Genomic DNA, 20,182 nt, shown 5'->3' with positions numbered 1-20,182 from the left:
GATTAATGGCTATCGAAAAGCGACACTTGTTTTATTCTTTTTCTAAGATACGGAATTTATCTAAAATGTGTAAATTGAATCTCATTTCAATCTTTGAAATTTACATTGTATGAATCACTTCATCAGAAATAATTTTTTAGCCATTTGGGTTACATTAGCGGTTGTTTTTGCTTTTGCAAAAGGTGCAACCGTTTATCAACAAGAACCAGCCAAAGCAATACTTACTTCTCTGGCAATGCCGACGGCTTCAGACAAAGCTTTTGCTGATTATTGGTATAAAGGCAAAGCCGAAATCAATAGTTATACTTTAGAAAAAGACCGTTACGGACAAATTTGCCCGGGAGAAGCTGTGTTAGTTTTTGTTACCGAAGATTTCAGAACGGATAAACAAGTAAAACTAGAATCTGATAATAAAGAAGCTGCTACGAATGTATTAAAAGTAAATTTTATCGAAAAGTTTCTGACTGGAATTTATGATTATTCTGTGATGACTTCTGTGTTTTCGCCAGTTGATACTAAAGCTTTTCCTCATGCTTTAAAAGTAGCTACTTCTGTACAAGAATGGTGCGGAATGGCTTATTTACAGTTGAATAATCGAAACAGAGCTTATCAAATAGAAGGAAAAAGCTATTTTGAAAAAGAAGTACAAGAGGATATAGCTTTAGAAAGAGTACTATTAGAAGATGAAATTTGGAATAAAATTCGACTTAATCCTGAAAGTTTACCAACGGGTGAAATTAAAATTATTCCAAGTTTTACTTATTGTCGATTGAGACATCAATTGCCCGCAGTACTTCAAGCAAATGCAAGCTTAAAAGATTATGCTGGAACGGATTTTAGCGAGAAAAAACTGAAAGTATTTAGTCTTGATTATCCTGAAAAGAAGCGTTCTGTAGCAATTATTTTTCAAGAAGCATTTCCGTATAAAATTATGGGTTGGACAGAGACAAACATCAGCAAAGGAAAGTCTTTGACAACCAAAGCTACTTTAAAGAAAACAATCATAACTGACTATTGGACAAAACATAACGTAACAGATTTACCTTTAAGAGATAGTTTGGATTTGAAATATGGGTTGAAGTAAGCCGATAATGGCATGACTGATAGGATGTTTCACTTTACTGAGTCATGAAATAAGGACACTTATCTCGTTCAAGACTGTGTCTTGGACGTTTGCTTTAATTCAGTTTGAAACTGAATTAAAGTTTAGCACAAGTGACGCTTTGCTTAACACTTACGCTAGTTTGGAACGGACTCGGTTGCGTTCTAAGAACGCCTGACACACTGACGTAGTTAAACACTACGACATGCGAGGGCTTTTACAACAGGAAGAAAATGTTATAAAAAACATTATGGCATACCATCAAGTATTGTATCTAACCAAAAAGTAGACCTTCCTTCACTTTTAATGTTTTCAATTAGTTTTTTTATAATTATGTAGTTCGAATGATGTTCAGAATGAATTGTTGGTATGATTTCTAAAAATATAGGTATATTATTTTTATTGTTCAATATTCTAATTATTGACATTTGCAATATGAATTCAGCCTGAGGTATAAAGGCATCGACATTTAATAAAAGTTCATATATATAAGTGCCTACATTAGTGGTAACATCAAAATAATTTTCAACATACTCTTTCCACATTGCATAAATATCAGACGTATTCCCCGATGGGCTTTCATCAAGTAAAACGGAACAAAATTTTCTAAATGTTGTTGAGTCTTTGTTGTCGTACATCTCCTCGAATAAAGCTTTATATTCCTCTATATTATCATCCAATACGTATCTAATTTCGTACAATCTTGAATACAGTTTATCATTCATAAGTTTTATTGTCTTAGAAAACTCCTAGATATTTTGACGCTTTGCTTAACACTTGTGCTAATTATGGTAGAAATATCACCAATCTATCTCACCTTTTTGGCGTTTCTTTTCCTCACAAGAATAAAAAAAATATCCTAATCTAAAAATATCAGATATTTTATATTTTGTGACTTTAATTTTAGCAAATACTACTTCATCATAATTAAATTCTAAAACTGTGAAATCTGTTTTATGCATATTATTATACTTAAAAATAGCCTCAAGTATAACTTCATCATCTCCGCTTATCACGTCAAATATTAATTCATTATTTTGCTCCATCTACTAATATTAATTTTATGTTTGGAAACATTTGATTAAACTGTTCAATAATTCCTATACAGGATTGACAATATTCATTCTCTGAAATTATCTCATCTCGTTCAAGACTGAGTTTTGGACGTTTGTTTTAATTCAGTTTGAAACTGAATTAAAGTTTAACACAAGTGAGGCTTTGTTTAAAACTTGTGCTAGTTATGTCAACACTCTCAGAGCCTGACATCGAACAAAAAGCGGTCAAAAAACTAATTTTGACCGCTTTTTTTATACTAACTATTATACCCCAAAATACTTTCTGGAGAATCATAGAAAATCAAATCTCCTGATTTCTTCCCTACTTCTGCCCAAGCCTGATTTTCTATTTTCATCCCAACTACTGCACAAGTTGGCATTGCACCAATATCTGCATGTGTTAAGTACTCTGCAAAATAACTAATACTTGGATTATGCCCCACAATCATCACATGGTTAAGATTGGCGGGAATGGCATTCACTGCATCTAAATAATGTTTTGGCGAGCTTTCGTATAAATCACTCAATACATACACTTTCTCTTCTGGAATACCCAATTGTTCACAAAGCACTTTTGTTGTCATTTGGGTGCGTTCGGCATTTGAAGTAATGATTAAATCAATTGTGCTGATTTTGGTAGATAAATTTCTGCCCATTCTAGCGGTATCAATCATCCCACTGGAGGTAAGTGGACGAACAATATCGGGACTTACTGAATCTGAAGCTTTGGCATGGCGAACCAAATATAATGTCTTTGTCATGTTGATTAATTAATGTCTATCTACCTACAACCGTTCCTAATTCTTTGGCGATTTCTTTTTCTATTTGCTTGGCTTCCATAAATAATCCTAACAAATGTGTTTGTTCATCAGCATCCGAAGTTTTGGCAAGTTTTTGCATCAAATCCTTCATTTGCTGTTCGTTATATGCTTTTTTCAAGCGTAAAATATTCTGAAAAGCTAAATCTGCCAACTTATCGTCTTCGGTCGGCACAATGATTTCGTGTTTCAACCAAGCTTCCGAAGCTGCATATCGTTCGGTTACTAAATTGATGGCTTCTTGTTGAATAATGGGGTTACTATGTGCGATAAAAAACTTAGCATCTAATACAATTCCTTGAATGAATTTCTCACGACATAGCTGTAAAATATTATCATAAATTGGCGTTATAAAATTCATGCCATCAATTTCTGATAAAATATATTGCATTAAAGTAACACCCGGTGCAACACCTGGATCTACTTCTTTTATACCATGACTCACCAATAATCGCACACATTCCCTTTCTTGCAAAGCAATTCCCGTTGGAATTACCTTATTAGCTGGTGGAATATTAGCTGGTACGTTACTTACTGGAACCTTATTATTTGGAACAAAATCAGTTGGGAAACCCGAAAATTCATCTTCCTCCGAAAAACTTGGTAAATCATCAAAATTTACATTCGGTTGCGAAGTTGGTTGGCTAAGTGTTACGCCAGCAGGTAAATCATTTTGCAATCGCTGACGATTAGCATCTCTTTGACTGTCTTTTTCTCGCTGTTTACTTCTTTCAAAGGCAATTTTGTTACTTTCTGTAATCAAAATTGCTTCATCAATCTGCATTAAACTCGCTGTTTTTTGAAAGAAAACAGACCTTGTGATGGAATCAGGGATTTTAGAAATACTCCCCACCATGTCTTTTATCAACTCTGCTCTTTTGAAAGGGTCACTCCCAGCTTCTTTGAGGAATAATTCTGCTTTGAAAGTAATAAAATCGCTGGCGTTTTTGTGGATATATTCTACAAAAGCATCAGAGCCTATTTTCTGAACATAACTATCTGGGTCTTCGCCTTCTGGAAAAACGACTAATTTCACATTCAGTCCTTCTTCCAAAATCATGTCCATTCCTCGCAAAGATGCCTTGATGCCCGCAGGGTCGCCATCATATAACACAGTGATATTTTGCGAGAAGCGAGCGATTAATCGAATCTGTTCTATCGTCAAAGAAGTACCCGAAGACGCTACTACGTTTTCGATTCCTGCTTGATGCAAAGAAATAACATCGGTATAACCTTCTACCAAATAACAAACATCCTTTGTTCTGATTTCATTTTTGGCTTGAAAAATGCCATAAAGTACATTCGATTTATGATAAACTTCTGTTTCAGGCGAGTTCAAATACTTTGCCTGTGATTTATCATTTTTCAGAATTCTTGCTCCAAAAGCAATTACTTTTCCCGAAACATTATGGATAGGAAATGTTACTCTATTTCTAAAACGGTCGAATGTTTTTTGGTTTTGCTGAGGATTTTCTTGCTCATTTTGCTTCAAAATCGTCAGCCCAGCCTTCACCAAAATATCTAAATTATAACCATTTTTCAGGGCTTCTTTAGTAAAAGCATCCCAGTTTTCAAGGCTATATCCTAATTCAAAAGTACGAATGGTTTTATCTGAAAAACCTCTTTCTTTGAAATAAGGATAAGCAATTGACTGCCCTTCTTCGTGTTGAAAAAGATTATTTTGGTAATAATTCTTGGCGTAATTAAGGGCAATTAATAAGCTTTCACGCTCATTTTGGGCTAATTGTTGTTCGTCGGAAAGTTGTGTCTCTTGGATTTCGATGCCGTACTTTTTGGCTAAATGTCGAAGGGCTTCTCCATATCCCAAACCTTCAATATCCATGATAAAACGGATAGAATCACCCGCTTTTCCACAACCAAAACATTTATAAATTCCTTTTGCTGGCGAAACAGAAAAGGAAGGAGACTTTTCGCCATGAAAAGGACAGCAAGCCCAAAGGTTTGCACCTTTTTTCTTCAAAGAAACATAATCGCCAATTACATCGGCAATATCAGCACTTTGTCGGATTCGTTCTATGGTGGCTTCATCTATTCGCATAATTCAAAATTACATCTTTTTGCTTTGAACAAAGCATTTATGAGTTAAAAATCGTTAAGAATTTGTATTTTTGAACAATTTCAAATCAACATCAGCAACATGAATTTATCCTGCCAAAAACATCTTTTTAGCCTCGAAGAAGGCACACATTATATCAATTGTGCCACGATGGCACCTAATCTAAAATCGGTAGAAGAAGCTGGTATTCAAGGAATTTTACGCAAATCGCAACCACAATATATTACTTCGCAAAGTTTTTTTGAATCGGTAGAACCCGTCAAAGAAGCCTATTCAACATTGATTAATTGTCCCGAACCAGAACGCATCGTTATTCTTCCCTCATCTTCTTACGGCATGGCGATTGTGGCAAAAAATCTTTACCGAAAACCTAATTTACAAGCAGGACAAGAAATCATCATGGTCAGTGAAGAATTCCCTTCGGATGTTTATGCTTGGGAAGAAGTTTGTGCAGATAAAGGTTTGATTATGAAAGTAGTGCCTCCGCCTGAAGGATTGGAAAATCGTGGAAAAATCTGGAATGAAAGGTTGCTAGAAGCCATCACGGCTAATACTTGTTTGGTAGTAGTGTCGCCAACCCATTGGGCAGATGGCACTTTGTTTGATACTGAAATCATCGGAAAGCAATGTCGTTCGGTAGGTGCATTACTTGTTTTAGACGGTACGCAAAGTATCGGAGCGATGCCTTTTGATGTACAAAAAGTACAACCTGATGCCATTATCAATCCCGGATATAAATGGCTTTTAGGGCCTTATTCGGCAGGAGTAGCCTATTTTGGGGCTTATTTTGATGAAGGAACGCCTTTAGAACGCAACTGGATTAATCGAGTAGGTTCAGAAGATTTTAAAAGCTTGATGAATTATCAAACGCAGTATAGAAGTAAGTCTGATAGATACAACATGGGCGAAAAAAGTAATTTTATTTTGAACCCAATGTTAGCGGCGGCTCTTATTCAAATCAATACTTGGGGCGTTGATTCAATTAATCAATATTGTGATGAATTGTTGAAAGAACCTTTGAAGCTTTTACAAGAAAAAGGCTATTGGGTAGATGAAAAACCCTACAGAAGTAATCATTTGGTAGGTATCAGGATTCCGCCCAAAGCTGATTATCTAACCATACAAAAAGCTTTGCAAGAACGTAAAGTATTTGTCTCGTTCAGAGGCGAAGCCATCCGACTAGCACCACACGTTTATAACGATGCCAATGATATTGATGTGTTGATGGATGGATTATTGAAGGGGATTTAAAGAAAAAAATAACTCATGGCATGACTGACAGAATATTTTAATGAGTCATGTCATGAGTATTATGAATAAACCAATTTTATTACATTTGTTTTACTCTTTATCATGAAAGAGTATTTTAATAATCCCCCAAAACTATGAAATTACTCATTATTCTTGCCACAATTTTTACTGTTTCTGCGAGTTGTTTTAATTCAAATGTGCCAAATTCGGATGCAAAGCCTGTGAGTCATGATGCTTGGACTACTTTGCTGAAAAAGTATGTAAACACCAACGGCATGGTGAATTATAAGGCTTTTCAAAAAGATTCTGTTGCCCTGAATAAGTATTTGGAAATGCTTTCAAAAAACACACCCAACGAAAAAACGTGGACGAAAGATGAGCAATTGGCTTATTGGATTAATGCCTATAATGCTTTTACGGTACAATTGATTCTAAGAAATTATCCTCTGAAAAGTATTAAAGACATTGTGAAAGTAAATATTACTTATATCAATTCTCCTTGGGATATAAAATTCATCAATTTGATGGGGAAGAAATTTGATTTGAACGATATTGAAAATGGTATTATCCGTAAAAAATTTGATGAACCACGCATTCATTTTGCTTTAGTTTGTGCAGCGATTTCTTGCCCAAAACTAAGAAATGAAGCCTTTACCGCCACCACACTCGACGAACAATTAACCGACCAAGCCATAGATTTCTTGAACGATAACAAGAAAAATGTAGTCTCAGCCAAAGGAGCAAATCTGTCAAGTATTTTTGATTGGTACAAAGGCGATTTCACCAAGAAAATGCCTTTACAAGCCTTTGTTAATCAATACGCCAAAGTAAAAATGCCCGCAGATGGCAAAATTCAATTTGTGAATTATAACTGGGGATTAAATGGGCTTTGATTGGGGAAAAAACTAGTCGTAGGCATTCCCCTACGGACTAAATTGTAAAGAGTGTCACGCTTGCTCTATGATTCAGGGATAATAAAACTTCTCAATCTTCTGATTAGGCAATTTCGAGCGAGACGCTCTTCTTTGTTTTAGGTCTTAGGAGAGCCTAAGACCAGTAGGAGCTTTATTTCTTATCATAATCCTCTGGTAGTTTCATCGTAAAGGCTTTCATTTTACTCCTACTTATTTTCTTTGTTATTTGATAATTTTCACGATTAAGGTATTGTATCATTATCGGATAATTATCTTTTGAGTTTACATTTTCGAGCTCACCATTGAGGTAATTGAAAAGATTAAAAAGCCAGTAACTGTGTCCTCCATAACCTTTCAAAGTCATCGTGATAATTTCATAGTTTCCATCTCCGTCAAAATCTCTCTCTAATCTGCTATCAATGGCTTTGTCGGAAAAAGAAATTTTTGTAAAATGCCCTTCTTTATTTTGAAAGAGATATATTGTTCGCAAATTCATTGATGCTGTACCAGAACCCATATACCAAGCAATTATTTTAACGTCTTTTAAATTATCGCCATTTATATCCGCAACTCTTATAGATTCCAGATTCACATCATGAAAAAACATTGGCTCAAAACTCTTTCTAAGCAATCTTTTATTACGATACACTCTTATCGAAGAGCTATCATACGCAAAAGTTGTGAGTTGAATGGTTAAATTATCTTGGTTATCAAAGAATTTAGGAATTGTCAAGGTACAATGAAACTTATTTTCCTTTTCTGTCTTATCATAAAATTTCCAGTTCTTATACTCTCGGTATTTAATAGCTGGATATTTTTCAAAAGGATATTGTCCTTTTGCGTTTAAGGTTAAAAATATTAGGGCAAAAATTAGCAATATTGGCTTCATTGTAAGATAAATGTTGACTCGTAAAATACGAGTGTTTTTATAGGGGTTAGGTTCTTCTAAGACTGCTGTTGAGGGGAGGGTGAACTCGAAATACTATACCGAGCCAACTATTTGAAGTGTAAGATTACTATTTATTTCACCACGAAGTTTATAACTTAGTGGTCAGGGGTTGTTATTGAGAAAAAGATTTCTCTTTCTTTGGGGGCAGTAAATGCTACTACCTTCTGTCTTTACACTATTTCCAGATATTTTATATACTCTGTAAATCCAATGTCTTCAATTGGGCTTATTATACCAATGTAAGTTTCATAATAAGTAAGCTTTATCTTTTTAAAATAGGTATTGTAGTTTTGATTATTATAAAAGCCAATCCATTTTTTAAAAAGATAATTCCTCACTTCTAAATTTTCATCAAGATTATCACATATATAAATGATAGAATGTCCATTTTCTTGCATGAAAAAATCTAATATCTTATGAATTGTATCTCTAATTCGGTAGTCTTTAATAGTTCCTAATTCTTGTTGATTAAAAAAACCAAATTCATAAATATTAAATGAATGATAGCATTTGTCATTAAAATGTACATCTGCTCTCTTAAAGGTGGCTATATAATCTATGGAATAATCCGTTGTAAAAGAAAAAACAAACTCATCTTGAGTTTGTTTTAATAATCTAATTTCGTATGGCTTATATTGTTCTAATAACATTTGTTTTTAAGTAATCTAATTCGCCCGCTTTTACTCTTCTTGCAAAATCCCTCTTTTCTTCAATTTTTTGTTCAATCATTCTCTTGAAGTCTTCAGGTATTGTCTTGTTTATAGTTTTTACATTTTCCATGATAGTAAATGTTTTTATTGAGCATTTCTAAACCCAAATACAAATACTCAATTGATTAATTTGTTTAACGTAAACAAAAGTATCAATATATATTGACATTTTCTAAAATTAGTTGTTAATTTTAACAACTAATAGTGTATATTATAAATGAAAAGCAAAAAGTCTATTCGTATTTGTTTGAATATGCTTTTGCTGGAACTGGTCGTAGGTTTTTCCTACGTCCTAAAATGAAAAGAGCGTCTAGCTCGCCTTATGATTCAGGAATCACAAAATATGTCTTCAATGACATAAAACATCTCTCGGAAATCACAAAATAGGTCAACACACGAGAGTATAGAGTATTCAATATCTATTGAATACAACATTGATACTTTAAAGTAAGTATCTTACCTGTTGGTTGCTTTATATTGAATGTGTCTGTTCCTATATTCTTTATTAGACTATCACCGATATTAATTTTCCCTCTTAATTGATAAATATTGTCATCTCCGCAACTTTCAAAAGAAATAAACTTTGCTCCTGATTCTTTTGAATAAAAATTAAGTTTTAATGGTCTGTCTATTACAGTATCAACCTCAGTAATTGTTGCCTTTATAAACATAGGTTTAATCTCATCGTTTATATGATCTTCACAATTAAAGCATCCCATAATATTCATTGCTATAAATAAAAGTAATAGCTTCTTAGTAATCTTAGTTATCAAATTGATTTGCTTCATATTTCTTCTTTTAATTTTATTCTTTCTCTGTTAATAGGTCTTTAGAAAACTAAAACCTTTCTCTTTCTCTCTCTTCAAAAAACTTTCAGCCCAATTATTAGTTGATACAATTTAGCTATTAATATACAATTCCCCGATACTGTTTTCAGGTTTTGCTCAATCATTTTCAAAAACTATTGCCGATTTCCGCAATCTTAAATTTTATGAAAATACTCCTTTGGTTTCGCAACGATTTACGTGTTCACGACCATGAAGCTTTGTTCAAAGCGTCTCAAAAAACTGCTCAAGTATTTCCGCTTTACGTACTCGACCCCAGAATTTTCCAAGAAATGCCGATGGGTTTTCCCAAAACAGGCAATTTGCGTACTCAATTTCTTGTTGAATCGCTTGAAAACCTTCGTAAAAACCTCCAAAGTATTGGCTCAAACTTAATTATCAGGATTGGTCATCCTGAAGAAATTATTCCACAATTAGCGAAAGAGTTGTTGATTGATGAAGTATTTGTTTCAGAAGAAGTAACTTCAGAAGAAACGGATATAGATACTTCGGTAGAAGTTGCTTTGAAAAAAGAAGGCATCAAAATTAAGTTTTTCTGGCAAGCTACGCTCTATCATTTGGATGATTTGCCCATGAAAATTGAAAATTTACCTAATATTTTCACCCAGTTTAGAAACCAAGTAGAAAAAGCGACCAAAGTAAGAAGTACTTTCCCGATTCCTAAAAATCTTAATTTCTCAAACACGATTGACATTGGAGAATTACCAAAGCTTGATTTTCCCGAAACAAATCAACAATTATACAAAGGTGGCGAAGACGAAGCTCTAAAAAGATTGGAGGAATATTTTTGGCAAAAAGACTTGCTGAAAGTATATAAAGAAACTCGCAATGGAATGTTGGGTTTGGATTATTCTTCTAAATTCTCGCTTTGGCTGGCAAATGGCTGTATTTCGCCAAGATATATTTATGAACAAGTAAAAAAATACGAAGCCGAACGCACCCAAAATGATTCTACTTATTGGTTAATTTTTGAATTACTTTGGCGTGATTATTTCCGTTTTGTGGCTTTGAAGTATGGCAACAAAATCTTTTTTGAAAAAGGTATTCAAGGCAAAACGATTGTTTGGAAACAGCATAAAAGTATTTTTGAAAAATGGCGATTGGGCGAAACGGGCGTTCCCTTGATTGATGCCAATATGAAAGAATTGTTGGCAACAGGCTTTATGTCGAACCGTGGACGACAAAATGTAGCGAGTTTTTTGGTAAAAGATTTACAAATAGATTGGCGTTGGGGTGCTGCTTGGTTTGAAAGTCAATTGATAGATTATGATGTATGTTCTAACTGGGGAAATTGGCTTTATGTGGCGGGTATTGGCAACGACCCAAGAGAAAATCGTTATTTTAATATTCTGAAACAAGCCCATAACTACGACCCAAAAGGCGAGTACGTAAAATTTTGGTTGCCAGTCTTAGCCAATATCACTGCTGAAAAAGTACATTCAGTAGCTTTGTTGACCGCCGAAGAACAAAGAAAATATCAAGTAACGATAGGAGTAGATTATCCAAAAGCGATAGTTGATGTAAGGAAATGGAATATTAAAAAATAACTGAAAAGAGTTTTTGACCGTTCAAAATCAAAAAACAAATATTCAGCATAGAAGTAGTGTAAGCGTTGAAAAAACATCTACATTTGAAACAGTTTTACAGAGTGGTATAATTATTTTACCTTTGTATTACTTCACATATTCACATTAAATAATTAAAACTATGTCAAAAGGACTTCTTATTGGATTAGGTGTTGCCGCATTATTGTTATTCTGGGGTATTGGTGTCAGAAACGGCATGGCAACCGAAAATCAAGAGGTTGAAGCATCTTGGGCGAAAGTACAAACTGCTTATCAACGTCGTGCAGATTTGATTCCAAATTTAGTAAAAACGGTACAAGGAGTAGCTAACTTTGAAAAAAGTACGCTGACCGATGTAATCAATGCACGTGCAAGTGCAAGTCAAATCAAATTAGATGCTAAGGATTTAACGCCTGAAAATATGCAGAAATATCAAGCGGCACAAAGTCAGTTAAGTGGCTCATTATCACGTTTGATGGTTGTTGCAGAAAGTTATCCACAATTGAAAGCTACTGAGAGTTTCTCGGAATTACAGTCGCAATTAGAAGGAACTGAAAACCGTATCAAAGAAGAGCGTGACCGTTTCAATGATACTGTTAAAGGTTATAACAACAAAATTGTTACTTTCCCGAACAGTTTAATTGCTGGCTTCTCTGGATTTACAACCAAAGGCTATTTCGAAGCCGACGCTGGTGCATCAAAAGCTCCATCGGTTGATTTTGGAAAATAGTTTTTCGATGAAATCGCACAAGGCGAAAAGCAGAAAACAAGATAAATTTTCGCTTTTCGCCTTTTTTATTGAGTGAGTTAGTGATTGAGTGAATTAGTGATTTTTTTTTAGTTGTGAGTTATCAATTAGTGAATTGTGAATTTAATATTTATAAAATCATTCATTGAAAAAATCACTCAATCACAACTCACTCAATCACTCAATAAAAAAATCACACAATAAAAAAATCACTAATTCACAATTCACTAATTCACTAATTCACTCAATAGACATGCCTCAGCACTTTTTTAATGAAGCACAAAAAGCACAGATTGTAAAGGCAATTCAGGCAGCAGAATTGAATAGTTCTGGAGAAATTCGACTGCATATTGAAAAGAATTGTACTAAGCCCGATGTGTTGGATAGAGCCAAAGAAGTATTTCAAGAAATTGGCATGACCAACACGGCACAACAAAACGGTGTACTTTTTTACTTAGCCATTGAAGACCGCAAATTTGCGGTTATTGGCGATAAAGGAATTGATAAAGTAGTACCAGAAGATTTTTGGGAATCGACCAAAGAATTATTGAAAAGTCATTTCTCACAAGGACTTTTCACCGAAGGCTTTATCAAAGCGATACATTTGGCAGGCGAACAGTTGAAACAATACTTCCCTTACCAAACAGATGATACAAACGAACTGCCAGACGAAATTTCGTTTGGTTAAATAAGTCCAAACCTTTTCTGTGAAGGAAGGGATTTTTTTATGAAGATGTTTAAGAAATTTTCCATTTACGTAATTGGGCTACTCTTTAGCTTTTCGCTATTGTCGTTCCAATTCACTTTGAATGCTCAGGCTATTCCTGAAAAACCTAATCCGCAAAGATTAGTAAACGATTATGTCAGTATTTTATCAAGTTCAGAAAGAGAATCTTTAGAGCAAAAACTCAGAGGTTATGCCGATTCAACTTCCACACAATTAACCATTGTGATTGTAAAAAATACGGGAGAATCTGACCCTTATGATTTTGCCATGAAAATTGCGAAAGATTGGGGCGTTGGTCAGAAAGATAAAAACAATGGTTTAGTACTTTTATGGGCGACTGAAACTCGTAAAATCAGAATCGTGACGGGGCGTGGCATGGAAGCAACCATTACGGATGCCATTGCCAAAAGAATTATTAATAAAACGTTATCACCCAATTTCAAAGCGGGTTTGTGGTATCAAGGTTTAGATGAAGCCACAACCGAAATGATGAAAAGGGCTTCGGGCGAATTCAAAGCAGATGAAAAAGATGATGGTGGTGGTGGTTTAGGCTTTTTCTTCATCATTTTTATATTGGTAGCGATTGTATTGTTTATTATCTCTAAAATCAACAAACGTGGTGGCAGAGGTGGTGGTGGAGGCTTCAACAGTGGCGGTTGGGGCGGCCCAATCATTTTCACTGGTGGTGGTTTTGGTGGCGGACACTCTGGCGGAGGAAGTAGTGGCGGAGGAGGTTTCGACTTCGGTGGTTTTGGCGGTGGCGACTTTGGCGGCGGTGGTGCTGGTGGAGATTACTAAGCATAATCAAGAATATAAGAAGGCTTCGTTTCGGCGAAGCCTTTTCTATTTCAGCCCTTGCTACAAGATTTATAATAATGTTTCGTAATTTTGATTGACATTAAAATAAACATAGAAAAATTCGTGATTGATATTATTGCACAAGAACTCAACGAAGCACAATTAGTACTTCAAAACTTTATTGCTAATCCAAAAAATCTTGCTGATATTCAAGCTGCTGCCCAAATAATGGCTGAGGCTATTCGTTCTGGGAACAAAATAATTTCTTGTGGTAACGGTGGTTCCCACTGTGATGCGATGCACTTTGCAGAAGAGTTGTCAGGTCGCTATCGTGACGACCGTCGTTCGTTGCCTGCCATTGCAATTTCAGATGTTTCTCATATTTCTTGCGTAAGTAACGATTATGGGTTTGACCATATTTTTTCTCGTTTTGTAGAAGGTTTAGGAAGTAAAGGAGATGTTTTGTTGGGTATTTCTACAAGTGGAAATTCTGCTAATATTATCAAAGCAGTCGAAGTGGCTAAAGCCAAAGGCATGAAAATTGTGTTACTTACTGGGAAAGACGGTGGAAAATTAGTTGGACAAGCTGATGTAGAAATCAGAGTTCCACATTTCGGTTATGCCGACCGTATCCAAGAAGTACACATAAAAGTAATTCATATTTTGATTTTATTAATTGAAAAGTTGGTGATTTAATGATAAGACTTTAGGACTGTAAGACTTTAAGATTAAAAGACTAAATTAAGGACAAATGATTAAAAGGGCTAAGGATTTGTCTATGGATTTGGAAACTTAATACTAAAGTCTTCAAATCTATATAATCTAATGTTTCTAGTCCCTAAGTCCTCTAGTCTTCAAGTCAGTGTAAGTCTTACAGTCAATCCTAAAGTCTTTTAGTCTTAAAATCCTAAAGTCTCCCCAAACCATGAAAAAAGCATTCATCATTCTAATTTCGATTATTACTTTATTGGCTGTTGTTCTTTTTGCAGTGCCTTTCTTTTTTAAGGATACGATTCAAGCAAAAGTCAATGAGGAAATTCAGAAAAAAGTAAAAGCAAAGGTTTACTATAACGATTTTGATTTATCTTTTTTCAAGCATTTTCCTTCATTAACCATTTCTTTAACAGACTTTGGTGTGGTTGGACATTCACCATTTGCAAGTGATACGTTGATACAAGCGAAGGTATTTTCTTTATCTGCCGACTTAAAATCAATTATTTCTGGCGATAAAGTTGCCATTAACTCAATTGCAATTGACAGCCCTAAAATCTTGGTTAAAGTATTGCCCGATGGCTCTGCCAATTACGATATTTATAAGTCGGATTCGCTACAAGTTCAGCAAGAAGAGACAAAAACAAAAAGTAATTTCAATATCGGAATTGAATCATGGAAATTGACCAACGGACAAATTACTTATGATGATAGACTGAAAAACACTTTTGTGTTACTTCAAAATATTACCCATGAAGGTTCAGGAAATATTGGTGCTGAAATCTATGATTTGACGACCAATACTCAGGTTGAAAAAGCTTCTATCAACTACGGAGGAACAGAATATTTGCACGACAAAACATTGTCTGCTGATATGAAAATCAATATCGACCAAAGTAAAAACAAGTATTCCTTCGCTAAAAATTCATGGAAAATAAACGATTTTACCTTGAATTTTGATGGCTCAGTCGCCATGCCCGATACTTCAAGTATTGTTTTAGATATTACTTATTCATCGCCAGAAAATACCTTTAAAAACTTACTTTCATTAGTCCCAAATATCTATACTGATAAATTCAAAGATGTTGATGCTGATGGAAATGTACAATTTGATGGTTTTGTAAAAGGAACGATGAATGCTACTTCATTTCCTACTTATGCCTTTAATTTATTGGTAGAAAATGCCATGTTCCAATATCCTGATTTACCAACGGCAGTTACGGGAATTAACCTTGATTTGAAAGCAAGTAATACCACAAACGACCTGAATAATTCAGTATTGAACATCAAGAAATTCAACATGAATTTGGGTAAAAATCCTATCAATGCACGTGCTTTAATAGAAGGTTTGGGAAAATCAAAAGTGGATGCAGATGTTGTGGCTAAAGTTGACTTACAGCAAATAGGGCAAATCTTTCCGATGAAAGGCTTAGAAATGCGTGGACTTTACAGCATGGATTTAAAAGCAAAAGGCACTTATGATTCACTGACAAAATCTTTCCCACAGGTGAACGCTGTAATGAGTTTAGTGAATGGATACATTAAATCTGACCAATTCCCTCAACCTATTCAAGACCTAAATGTAAAGGCTAATTTAATAAATACTAATGCCGCTTTAGCTTCGACTCGTTTAGCCATTACTGAAATGAGAATGATTTTAGATGGCGAACCTTTTACGGCTAATGGTGTAATAGAAAACTTCGAAAATTACAACTGGGATATTAAAGCAAAGGGAAAAATAGATTTAACAAAAATGACCAAAATCTATCCTTTGACTGACATGACTTTGAAAGGAAAAATAGATGCAGATATAGAAACCAAAGGAAAAATGTCGGACGTGAAGGCAAAACGTTATGCTAGTTTGCCTACTTCTGGAAAAGCAACGATGCAGAATTTTGAATTTGTTTCAAAAGAATATCCACAAGGAGTAAAAGTTACTTCAGCCGACATGACTTTTACGCCAACAGCCATCAAAGTAACCAATGCAAAAGGTTTCTTAGGAACAAGTGATTTTGTGGCAGATGGAACATTTACCAATTACATGGATTATGCCTTGAACAACGGCACTGTAAAAGGTAAAATGAATGTAAAATCGAACAAATTCAACGTAAATGAGTGGATGACGGATAGTCCGAAAACTACTACTGCTGGTGGAACTGCACAGCCACTTCAAGTAGTTGAAATTCCAAAAAATATTGAATTAGTGATGGATTCGGACATTGGAGAAGCACTGTATAGTCAGATGAAAATGCAGAATATCAAAGGTGCTTTAGTGGTAGGAAATGGTGCAGTGAAAATGCAAAACGTGGCTTTTCAATCTTTGGGAGGAAAATTCACGACGAGCGGAACTTACAATACTTCCAATTTAGCCCATCCTTTATTTGACTTCGCCTTAAACCTTGAAAATATTGAAATCGCTCAGGCTTATCAACATTTGAATATCGTAAAATCCTTGATGCCAGTAGCACAATATTTAATAGGAAATGTTACTTCTAAATTACAGATCGGTGGAGAATTAGGACAAGATATGATGCCAAAAATCAATTCCTTGACTGGCGATGGCTTGATGAAAGTTTTACAAGCAACTATTTCAGAAAGTAATCCTTTGGTTCAGAAATTGGTAGAAACAACGAAAATTGCTAAATTGAAAGAAACTAAATTGAGTAATTTATTAATGCAATTTGAAATCAAAGATGGAACATTTAGTGTAAAACCTTTTGATATTAAATTTGAAGATTATAAAATTACAGCCAGCGGTCGCCATGGTTTGACAGGTTCGATGGATTATAATTTACTCTTGGATGTACCTTCTGGTAAAATTGGTGAAGCTTTTGGCAATGTATTTCAAAAATGGACTGGTAAAAATCTTCAAGGAAGTGACAGAGTAAAATTTGATTTACAATTGGGAGGAACACTCAAGAATCCAGCTTTTGGTTTTAAAGGAAGTAGTACTGCCAATTCTTTAAAAGATGTTGCAAAAGCTACTTTACAGGCACAAATCAATGAGAACAAAGATAAAATATTAGATCAACTCAATATCAAAAAAGATGCCTTGCCTGCACAAATTTTAGACAAAGAAGCCATGGAAGCCAAAGCAAAAGCAACGGCAGATAGTATTAAAAAAATAGCTGCTGATAAAGCTAAAAAACTATTAGAAACTCAAAAGAAAAGTGTTATTAATGGGCTTTTCAACAAATTTAGTAAACCAACTAAAAAAGATTCAGTGTAGAGAGTGTAATTGGAAATTAGTGATTGGTGATTAGATTTTTTAATAAACATTTCATATCATTTAAAGCCAATTCTAATTACTAATCACATAGAAAATCACTCAAAAAAATGGTTACATTCACAGCGGTACTTCAAAAGTTTGATAAGAAAGGGGAAAAAACTGGTTGGACTTATTTTGAAGTACCAGTAGATATTGCACAGCAAATCAAAGCGGATACTCGTGTGAGTTTTAGAGTAAAAGGTAAAATAGATGATTTTTTGATAAAGCTGGTCGCTCTTATCCCAATGGGTGAGGGCGACTTTATTTTGCCCATTAATGCACAAATACGAAAAGGAATTCGAAAAACAGAAGGAGCAAGCGTACAAGTAAGTTTGGAAGAAGATAAAAGTGAATTAACGATTTCTCCTGAACTATTAATTTGCTTAGAAGATGATGCAATCGCCTCAAAAGCTTTTCATGCAATGCCCAAAAGTCATCAGTTTTATTACAGTAAATGGATTGAATCAGCAAAAACTATTGAAACAAAAACTAAACGCATCGCCATGACGGTTCAAAGTCTAGCAATGGGCATGGATTACGGGCAAATGTTGAGGTATTTTAGAGATTTGAGTAAATGAAATAGTGAAAAATATATTTATATTTTTCTAATAGGGTAGATTAAAAAAAATGCTACTTACTAAAAAACCTGCCAATCCATCCTTTCATTTTTTCCTTACCTTTAATCTCTTTATTATCAAGAATTTCACCGTTTTTACTTTTACAATTATCGTATAGGTATTTAATCATAGCTTCTGATTGTTCAACTTCTACTTGTAATTCAATCGACTTATTGAAATTATGTAAAGCCGATTTGTAGTTTTTTAACTTAAAATTAGTTAATCCTAAGTTATGCCAAATATTACCTAATTCAGGAGCAATAACTATAATTTTTTCAAAATAGATAAGTGCGTTAGAATATTCTTTCATTTGAAAGTATGTTGTACCTAGACAATGTAAAATATCAAGATTATCGTTCTCTATAACAAGTGCTTTATTCAAATATTTTAAAGCTGATGAATACTTCCCCAATTCATCGTAGGCAATACTAATATTTTTTAAAGCCGATAAATTATCAGGGAAAACTTCAAGTACCATTTTTAAAAATTTAATACAGTCGTCATATCTTTTTAACATGAGCAATGTGGCACTAAAATTCAAAAATACCTCCATATATAAATCATCAAAAAGTATGTCAGAGGGAAAACTATTTACTGCTTTCTGAAAAAATTCTACTGCTTTATGATAATCATTCCATGAATGATAGTACAAACCAATTTGATTGAGTGCGTAAATATTTTTTGGTTGGATTTCAAGTACTTTTGTAAAATAATCAAATGCGTTTTCAGCATCGTTTAATTTCATGTATATCTCGCCAATTGACAGCAAAGTTATTATATCAGTTGGCTGAATTTCAATAATTTTTTCATAGCACAAAATAGCTTCATAATAATCATCTAATCTATAAAAAAGCTTCGCTAAGTTACCTCTTGCTAAAACATTATCAGGTTTGATTTCAATTGCTTTTGTATAACAATCTTTAGCTTTTCTGTTCTCTTTTATTTTTGTATAACAGTTACCTAAATTACCCAAAACTCCACTATTATTGGGGTCAACTTCAATGGCTACTTGTAATGTCTCTAAAGCTTTATCATTTTTATCTAATGTAAGATAAAGTACTCCTAAATCATTCAAAGCATCTATATATTTAGGATTAATTTGAACAGCTTTTTGATAAAATTTTAAAGCCATTTGTTTTTCCTCAAGTTTCATATAAGCAGCTCCTATATGAAACCATAAAGTTTCGTTATTAGGTTCTACAGTTAGCCCTTTTTTTAAAAACTCTATTGCATCTTGATATTTGTGAACCTTTAAAAAACAGATTCCAAAATTAACCCATAGACTTGATAGATTTTTATCAAGATAAAAAGCATTCTGAAAAAATTCGATTGCTTTTGAATATTCTTGAATATCATGATGATAATGTCCTAAATAACTCCATCCTATTGCAGAATTAGGAGAGATATTAACTGCTTTCTGTACAGATTCGATTGCGCTTGGATAGTCACGATTAAATTTATAACAAGCTCCTAAATTAAGCCAAGCTAAATCAAAATTTGGTTGTATTTCAATAGCTTTTTGGAAACATTCAATAGCCTTTTCAATATTTCCCCCCAAATGATAGTTTGTTCCTAATTCGTGCCAAGCTTCAACAAAGTCAGATTTAATTTGTATTGCCAACAACAAATTTTCAAGAGCTTTTTGATATTCACTAATTTCTGAATAAGAGATTCCTAAATGATAATATACTTTTTCGTCATTTACATTAGTTAAGAGTTCAGTAATAAAGCATTCAATAGCTTGATGAAAATCATTTTTTTCAAAGGCAATTTTACCTAAATCAAAGTAGTTTTTTTTGTTCTCCATAACAGGGATGTAGTTTTGAAATTTATATATACATTATGAAAATAATACGAAATTACCATTTATTAATAAGGATTGTATTAAATGTAAAAAAACCACAAGGATTAAAGTTCTTGTGGTTTTTATATTTGGCTCAACCCTTAAACTGGGCTGATGATTAAACATTGTTGATAATTTCTCAAATCTGGCGTTAAAAGTAGTTGAAAAGTTTCTTGTAAAGCCT

The 20,182-nt window shown here is 33.8% G+C and carries 20 protein-coding genes; 10 read left to right on the top strand and 10 right to left on the bottom strand.

What is annotated here, in order from left to right; genetic code table 11:
* Positions 1–109 precede the first annotated feature (109 nt).
* Positions 110–1,084, top strand: coding sequence for a hypothetical protein (locus tag HNP25_RS02900; protein WP_184129983.1), 975 nt, complete (start codon positions 110–112; stop codon positions 1,082–1,084).
* A gap of 266 nt (positions 1,085–1,350) precedes the next feature.
* Here the strand turns inward: HNP25_RS02900 and HNP25_RS02895 are convergent, their stop codons facing one another.
* From HNP25_RS02895 to dnaG, 4 genes are all read right to left on the bottom strand, one after another.
* Entirely contained in the window at positions 1,351–1,827 is a 477-nt protein-coding gene (locus tag HNP25_RS02895) for a hypothetical protein (protein WP_184129980.1), read from the bottom strand.
* A gap of 75 nt (positions 1,828–1,902) precedes the next feature.
* The gene (locus tag HNP25_RS02890) at positions 1,903–2,148 is read right to left on the bottom strand and encodes a hypothetical protein (RefSeq protein WP_184129977.1); all 246 of its coding nucleotides are present in this window, start codon (positions 2,146–2,148) and stop codon (positions 1,903–1,905) included.
* A 266-nt stretch (positions 2,149–2,414) separates the two neighbouring features.
* Entirely contained in the window at positions 2,415–2,918 is a 504-nt protein-coding gene (locus tag HNP25_RS02880; protein WP_184129974.1) for a SixA phosphatase family protein, read from the bottom strand.
* Positions 2,919–2,934: 16 nt separating this feature from the next.
* Positions 2,935–5,034 (bottom strand): DNA primase, encoded by a 2,100-nt coding sequence (gene dnaG / locus HNP25_RS02875; protein ID WP_184129971.1) that lies wholly within the window; start codon positions 5,032–5,034, stop codon positions 2,935–2,937.
* 99 nt (positions 5,035–5,133) lie between these two features.
* On the opposite strand from dnaG, the gene HNP25_RS02870 reads away from it, so the two are divergent.
* Both HNP25_RS02870 and HNP25_RS02865 read left to right on the top strand, forming a co-directional pair.
* Positions 5,134–6,303 carry an aminotransferase class V-fold PLP-dependent enzyme gene (locus tag HNP25_RS02870; protein ID WP_184129968.1) on the top strand — a complete coding sequence of 390 codons (1,170 nt, stop codon included), beginning with the start codon at positions 5,134–5,136 and terminating at the stop codon, positions 6,301–6,303.
* A gap of 134 nt (positions 6,304–6,437) precedes the next feature.
* A complete protein-coding gene (locus HNP25_RS02865) occupies positions 6,438–7,196 on the top strand; it encodes a DUF547 domain-containing protein (protein WP_184129966.1) in 759 nt (252 codons plus the stop codon).
* A gap of 172 nt (positions 7,197–7,368) precedes the next feature.
* Here the strand turns inward: HNP25_RS02865 and HNP25_RS02860 are convergent, their stop codons facing one another.
* The 4 genes from HNP25_RS02860 to HNP25_RS02845 all read right to left on the bottom strand — a co-directional run bounded on the left by HNP25_RS02860 (position 7,369) and on the right by HNP25_RS02845 (position 9,664).
* Positions 7,369–8,106, bottom strand: coding sequence for a hypothetical protein (locus HNP25_RS02860; RefSeq protein ID WP_184129962.1), 738 nt, complete (start codon positions 8,104–8,106; stop codon positions 7,369–7,371).
* Positions 8,107–8,336: 230 nt separating this feature from the next.
* Positions 8,337–8,816 carry a DUF6169 family protein gene (locus HNP25_RS02855; RefSeq protein WP_184129960.1) on the bottom strand — a complete coding sequence of 160 codons (480 nt, stop codon included), beginning with the start codon at positions 8,814–8,816 and terminating at the stop codon, positions 8,337–8,339.
* Positions 8,797–8,946 carry a hypothetical protein gene (locus HNP25_RS02850; protein WP_184129958.1) on the bottom strand — a complete coding sequence of 50 codons (150 nt, stop codon included), beginning with the start codon at positions 8,944–8,946 and terminating at the stop codon, positions 8,797–8,799. The genes HNP25_RS02855 and HNP25_RS02850 overlap by 20 nt, the downstream gene beginning before the upstream one ends.
* 349 nt (positions 8,947–9,295) lie before the next feature.
* Positions 9,296–9,664, bottom strand: coding sequence for a hypothetical protein (locus tag HNP25_RS02845; RefSeq protein ID WP_184129956.1), 369 nt, complete (start codon positions 9,662–9,664; stop codon positions 9,296–9,298).
* Positions 9,665–9,867: 203 nt separating this feature from the next.
* Between HNP25_RS02845 and HNP25_RS02840 the strand changes: the two genes are divergently transcribed.
* From HNP25_RS02840 to HNP25_RS02810, 7 genes are all read left to right on the top strand, one after another.
* A complete protein-coding gene (locus HNP25_RS02840; protein ID WP_184129954.1) occupies positions 9,868–11,268 on the top strand; it encodes a DASH family cryptochrome in 1,401 nt (466 codons plus the stop codon).
* Positions 11,269–11,428: 160 nt separating this feature from the next.
* Positions 11,429–12,016, top strand: coding sequence for a LemA family protein (locus HNP25_RS02835; protein WP_184129952.1), 588 nt, complete (start codon positions 11,429–11,431; stop codon positions 12,014–12,016).
* Between the two features lie 271 nt (positions 12,017–12,287).
* A complete protein-coding gene (locus HNP25_RS02830; RefSeq protein ID WP_184129950.1) occupies positions 12,288–12,722 on the top strand; it encodes a TPM domain-containing protein in 435 nt (144 codons plus the stop codon).
* Between the two features lie 45 nt (positions 12,723–12,767).
* Entirely contained in the window at positions 12,768–13,559 is a 792-nt protein-coding gene (locus tag HNP25_RS02825) for a TPM domain-containing protein (RefSeq protein WP_184129947.1), read from the top strand.
* A 123-nt stretch (positions 13,560–13,682) separates the two neighbouring features.
* The gene (lpcA, locus tag HNP25_RS02820; RefSeq protein ID WP_184129944.1) at positions 13,683–14,255 is read left to right on the top strand and encodes a D-sedoheptulose 7-phosphate isomerase; all 573 of its coding nucleotides are present in this window, start codon (positions 13,683–13,685) and stop codon (positions 14,253–14,255) included.
* 229 nt (positions 14,256–14,484) lie between these two features.
* Positions 14,485–17,499, top strand: coding sequence for an AsmA-like C-terminal region-containing protein (locus HNP25_RS02815; protein WP_184129941.1), 3,015 nt, complete (start codon positions 14,485–14,487; stop codon positions 17,497–17,499).
* A 107-nt stretch (positions 17,500–17,606) separates the two neighbouring features.
* Positions 17,607–18,116, top strand: a complete 510-nt coding sequence (locus tag HNP25_RS02810; RefSeq protein ID WP_184129937.1) for a YdeI/OmpD-associated family protein — start codon at positions 17,607–17,609, stop codon at positions 18,114–18,116.
* Positions 18,117–18,168: 52 nt separating this feature from the next.
* Here HNP25_RS02810 and HNP25_RS02805 read toward each other — a convergent pair whose 3' ends face one another.
* Both HNP25_RS02805 and HNP25_RS21655 read right to left on the bottom strand, forming a co-directional pair.
* Positions 18,169–19,962: a tetratricopeptide repeat protein gene (locus HNP25_RS02805; RefSeq protein ID WP_184129934.1), complete on the bottom strand. Its 1,794-nt coding sequence runs from the start codon at positions 19,960–19,962 to the stop codon at positions 18,169–18,171.
* 33 nt (positions 19,963–19,995) lie between these two features.
* The coding region (locus tag HNP25_RS21655; RefSeq protein WP_221432376.1) for a hypothetical protein at positions 19,996–20,182 on the bottom strand (187 nt) is incomplete at its 5' end.

Source organism: Arcicella rosea, from assembly GCF_014204325.1.
GTDB lineage: Bacteria > Bacteroidota > Bacteroidia > Cytophagales > Spirosomataceae > Arcicella > Arcicella rosea_A.
Note: the sequence above shows the minus strand (reverse complement) of the source record. Positions and strands in the feature narration are given on the sequence as shown.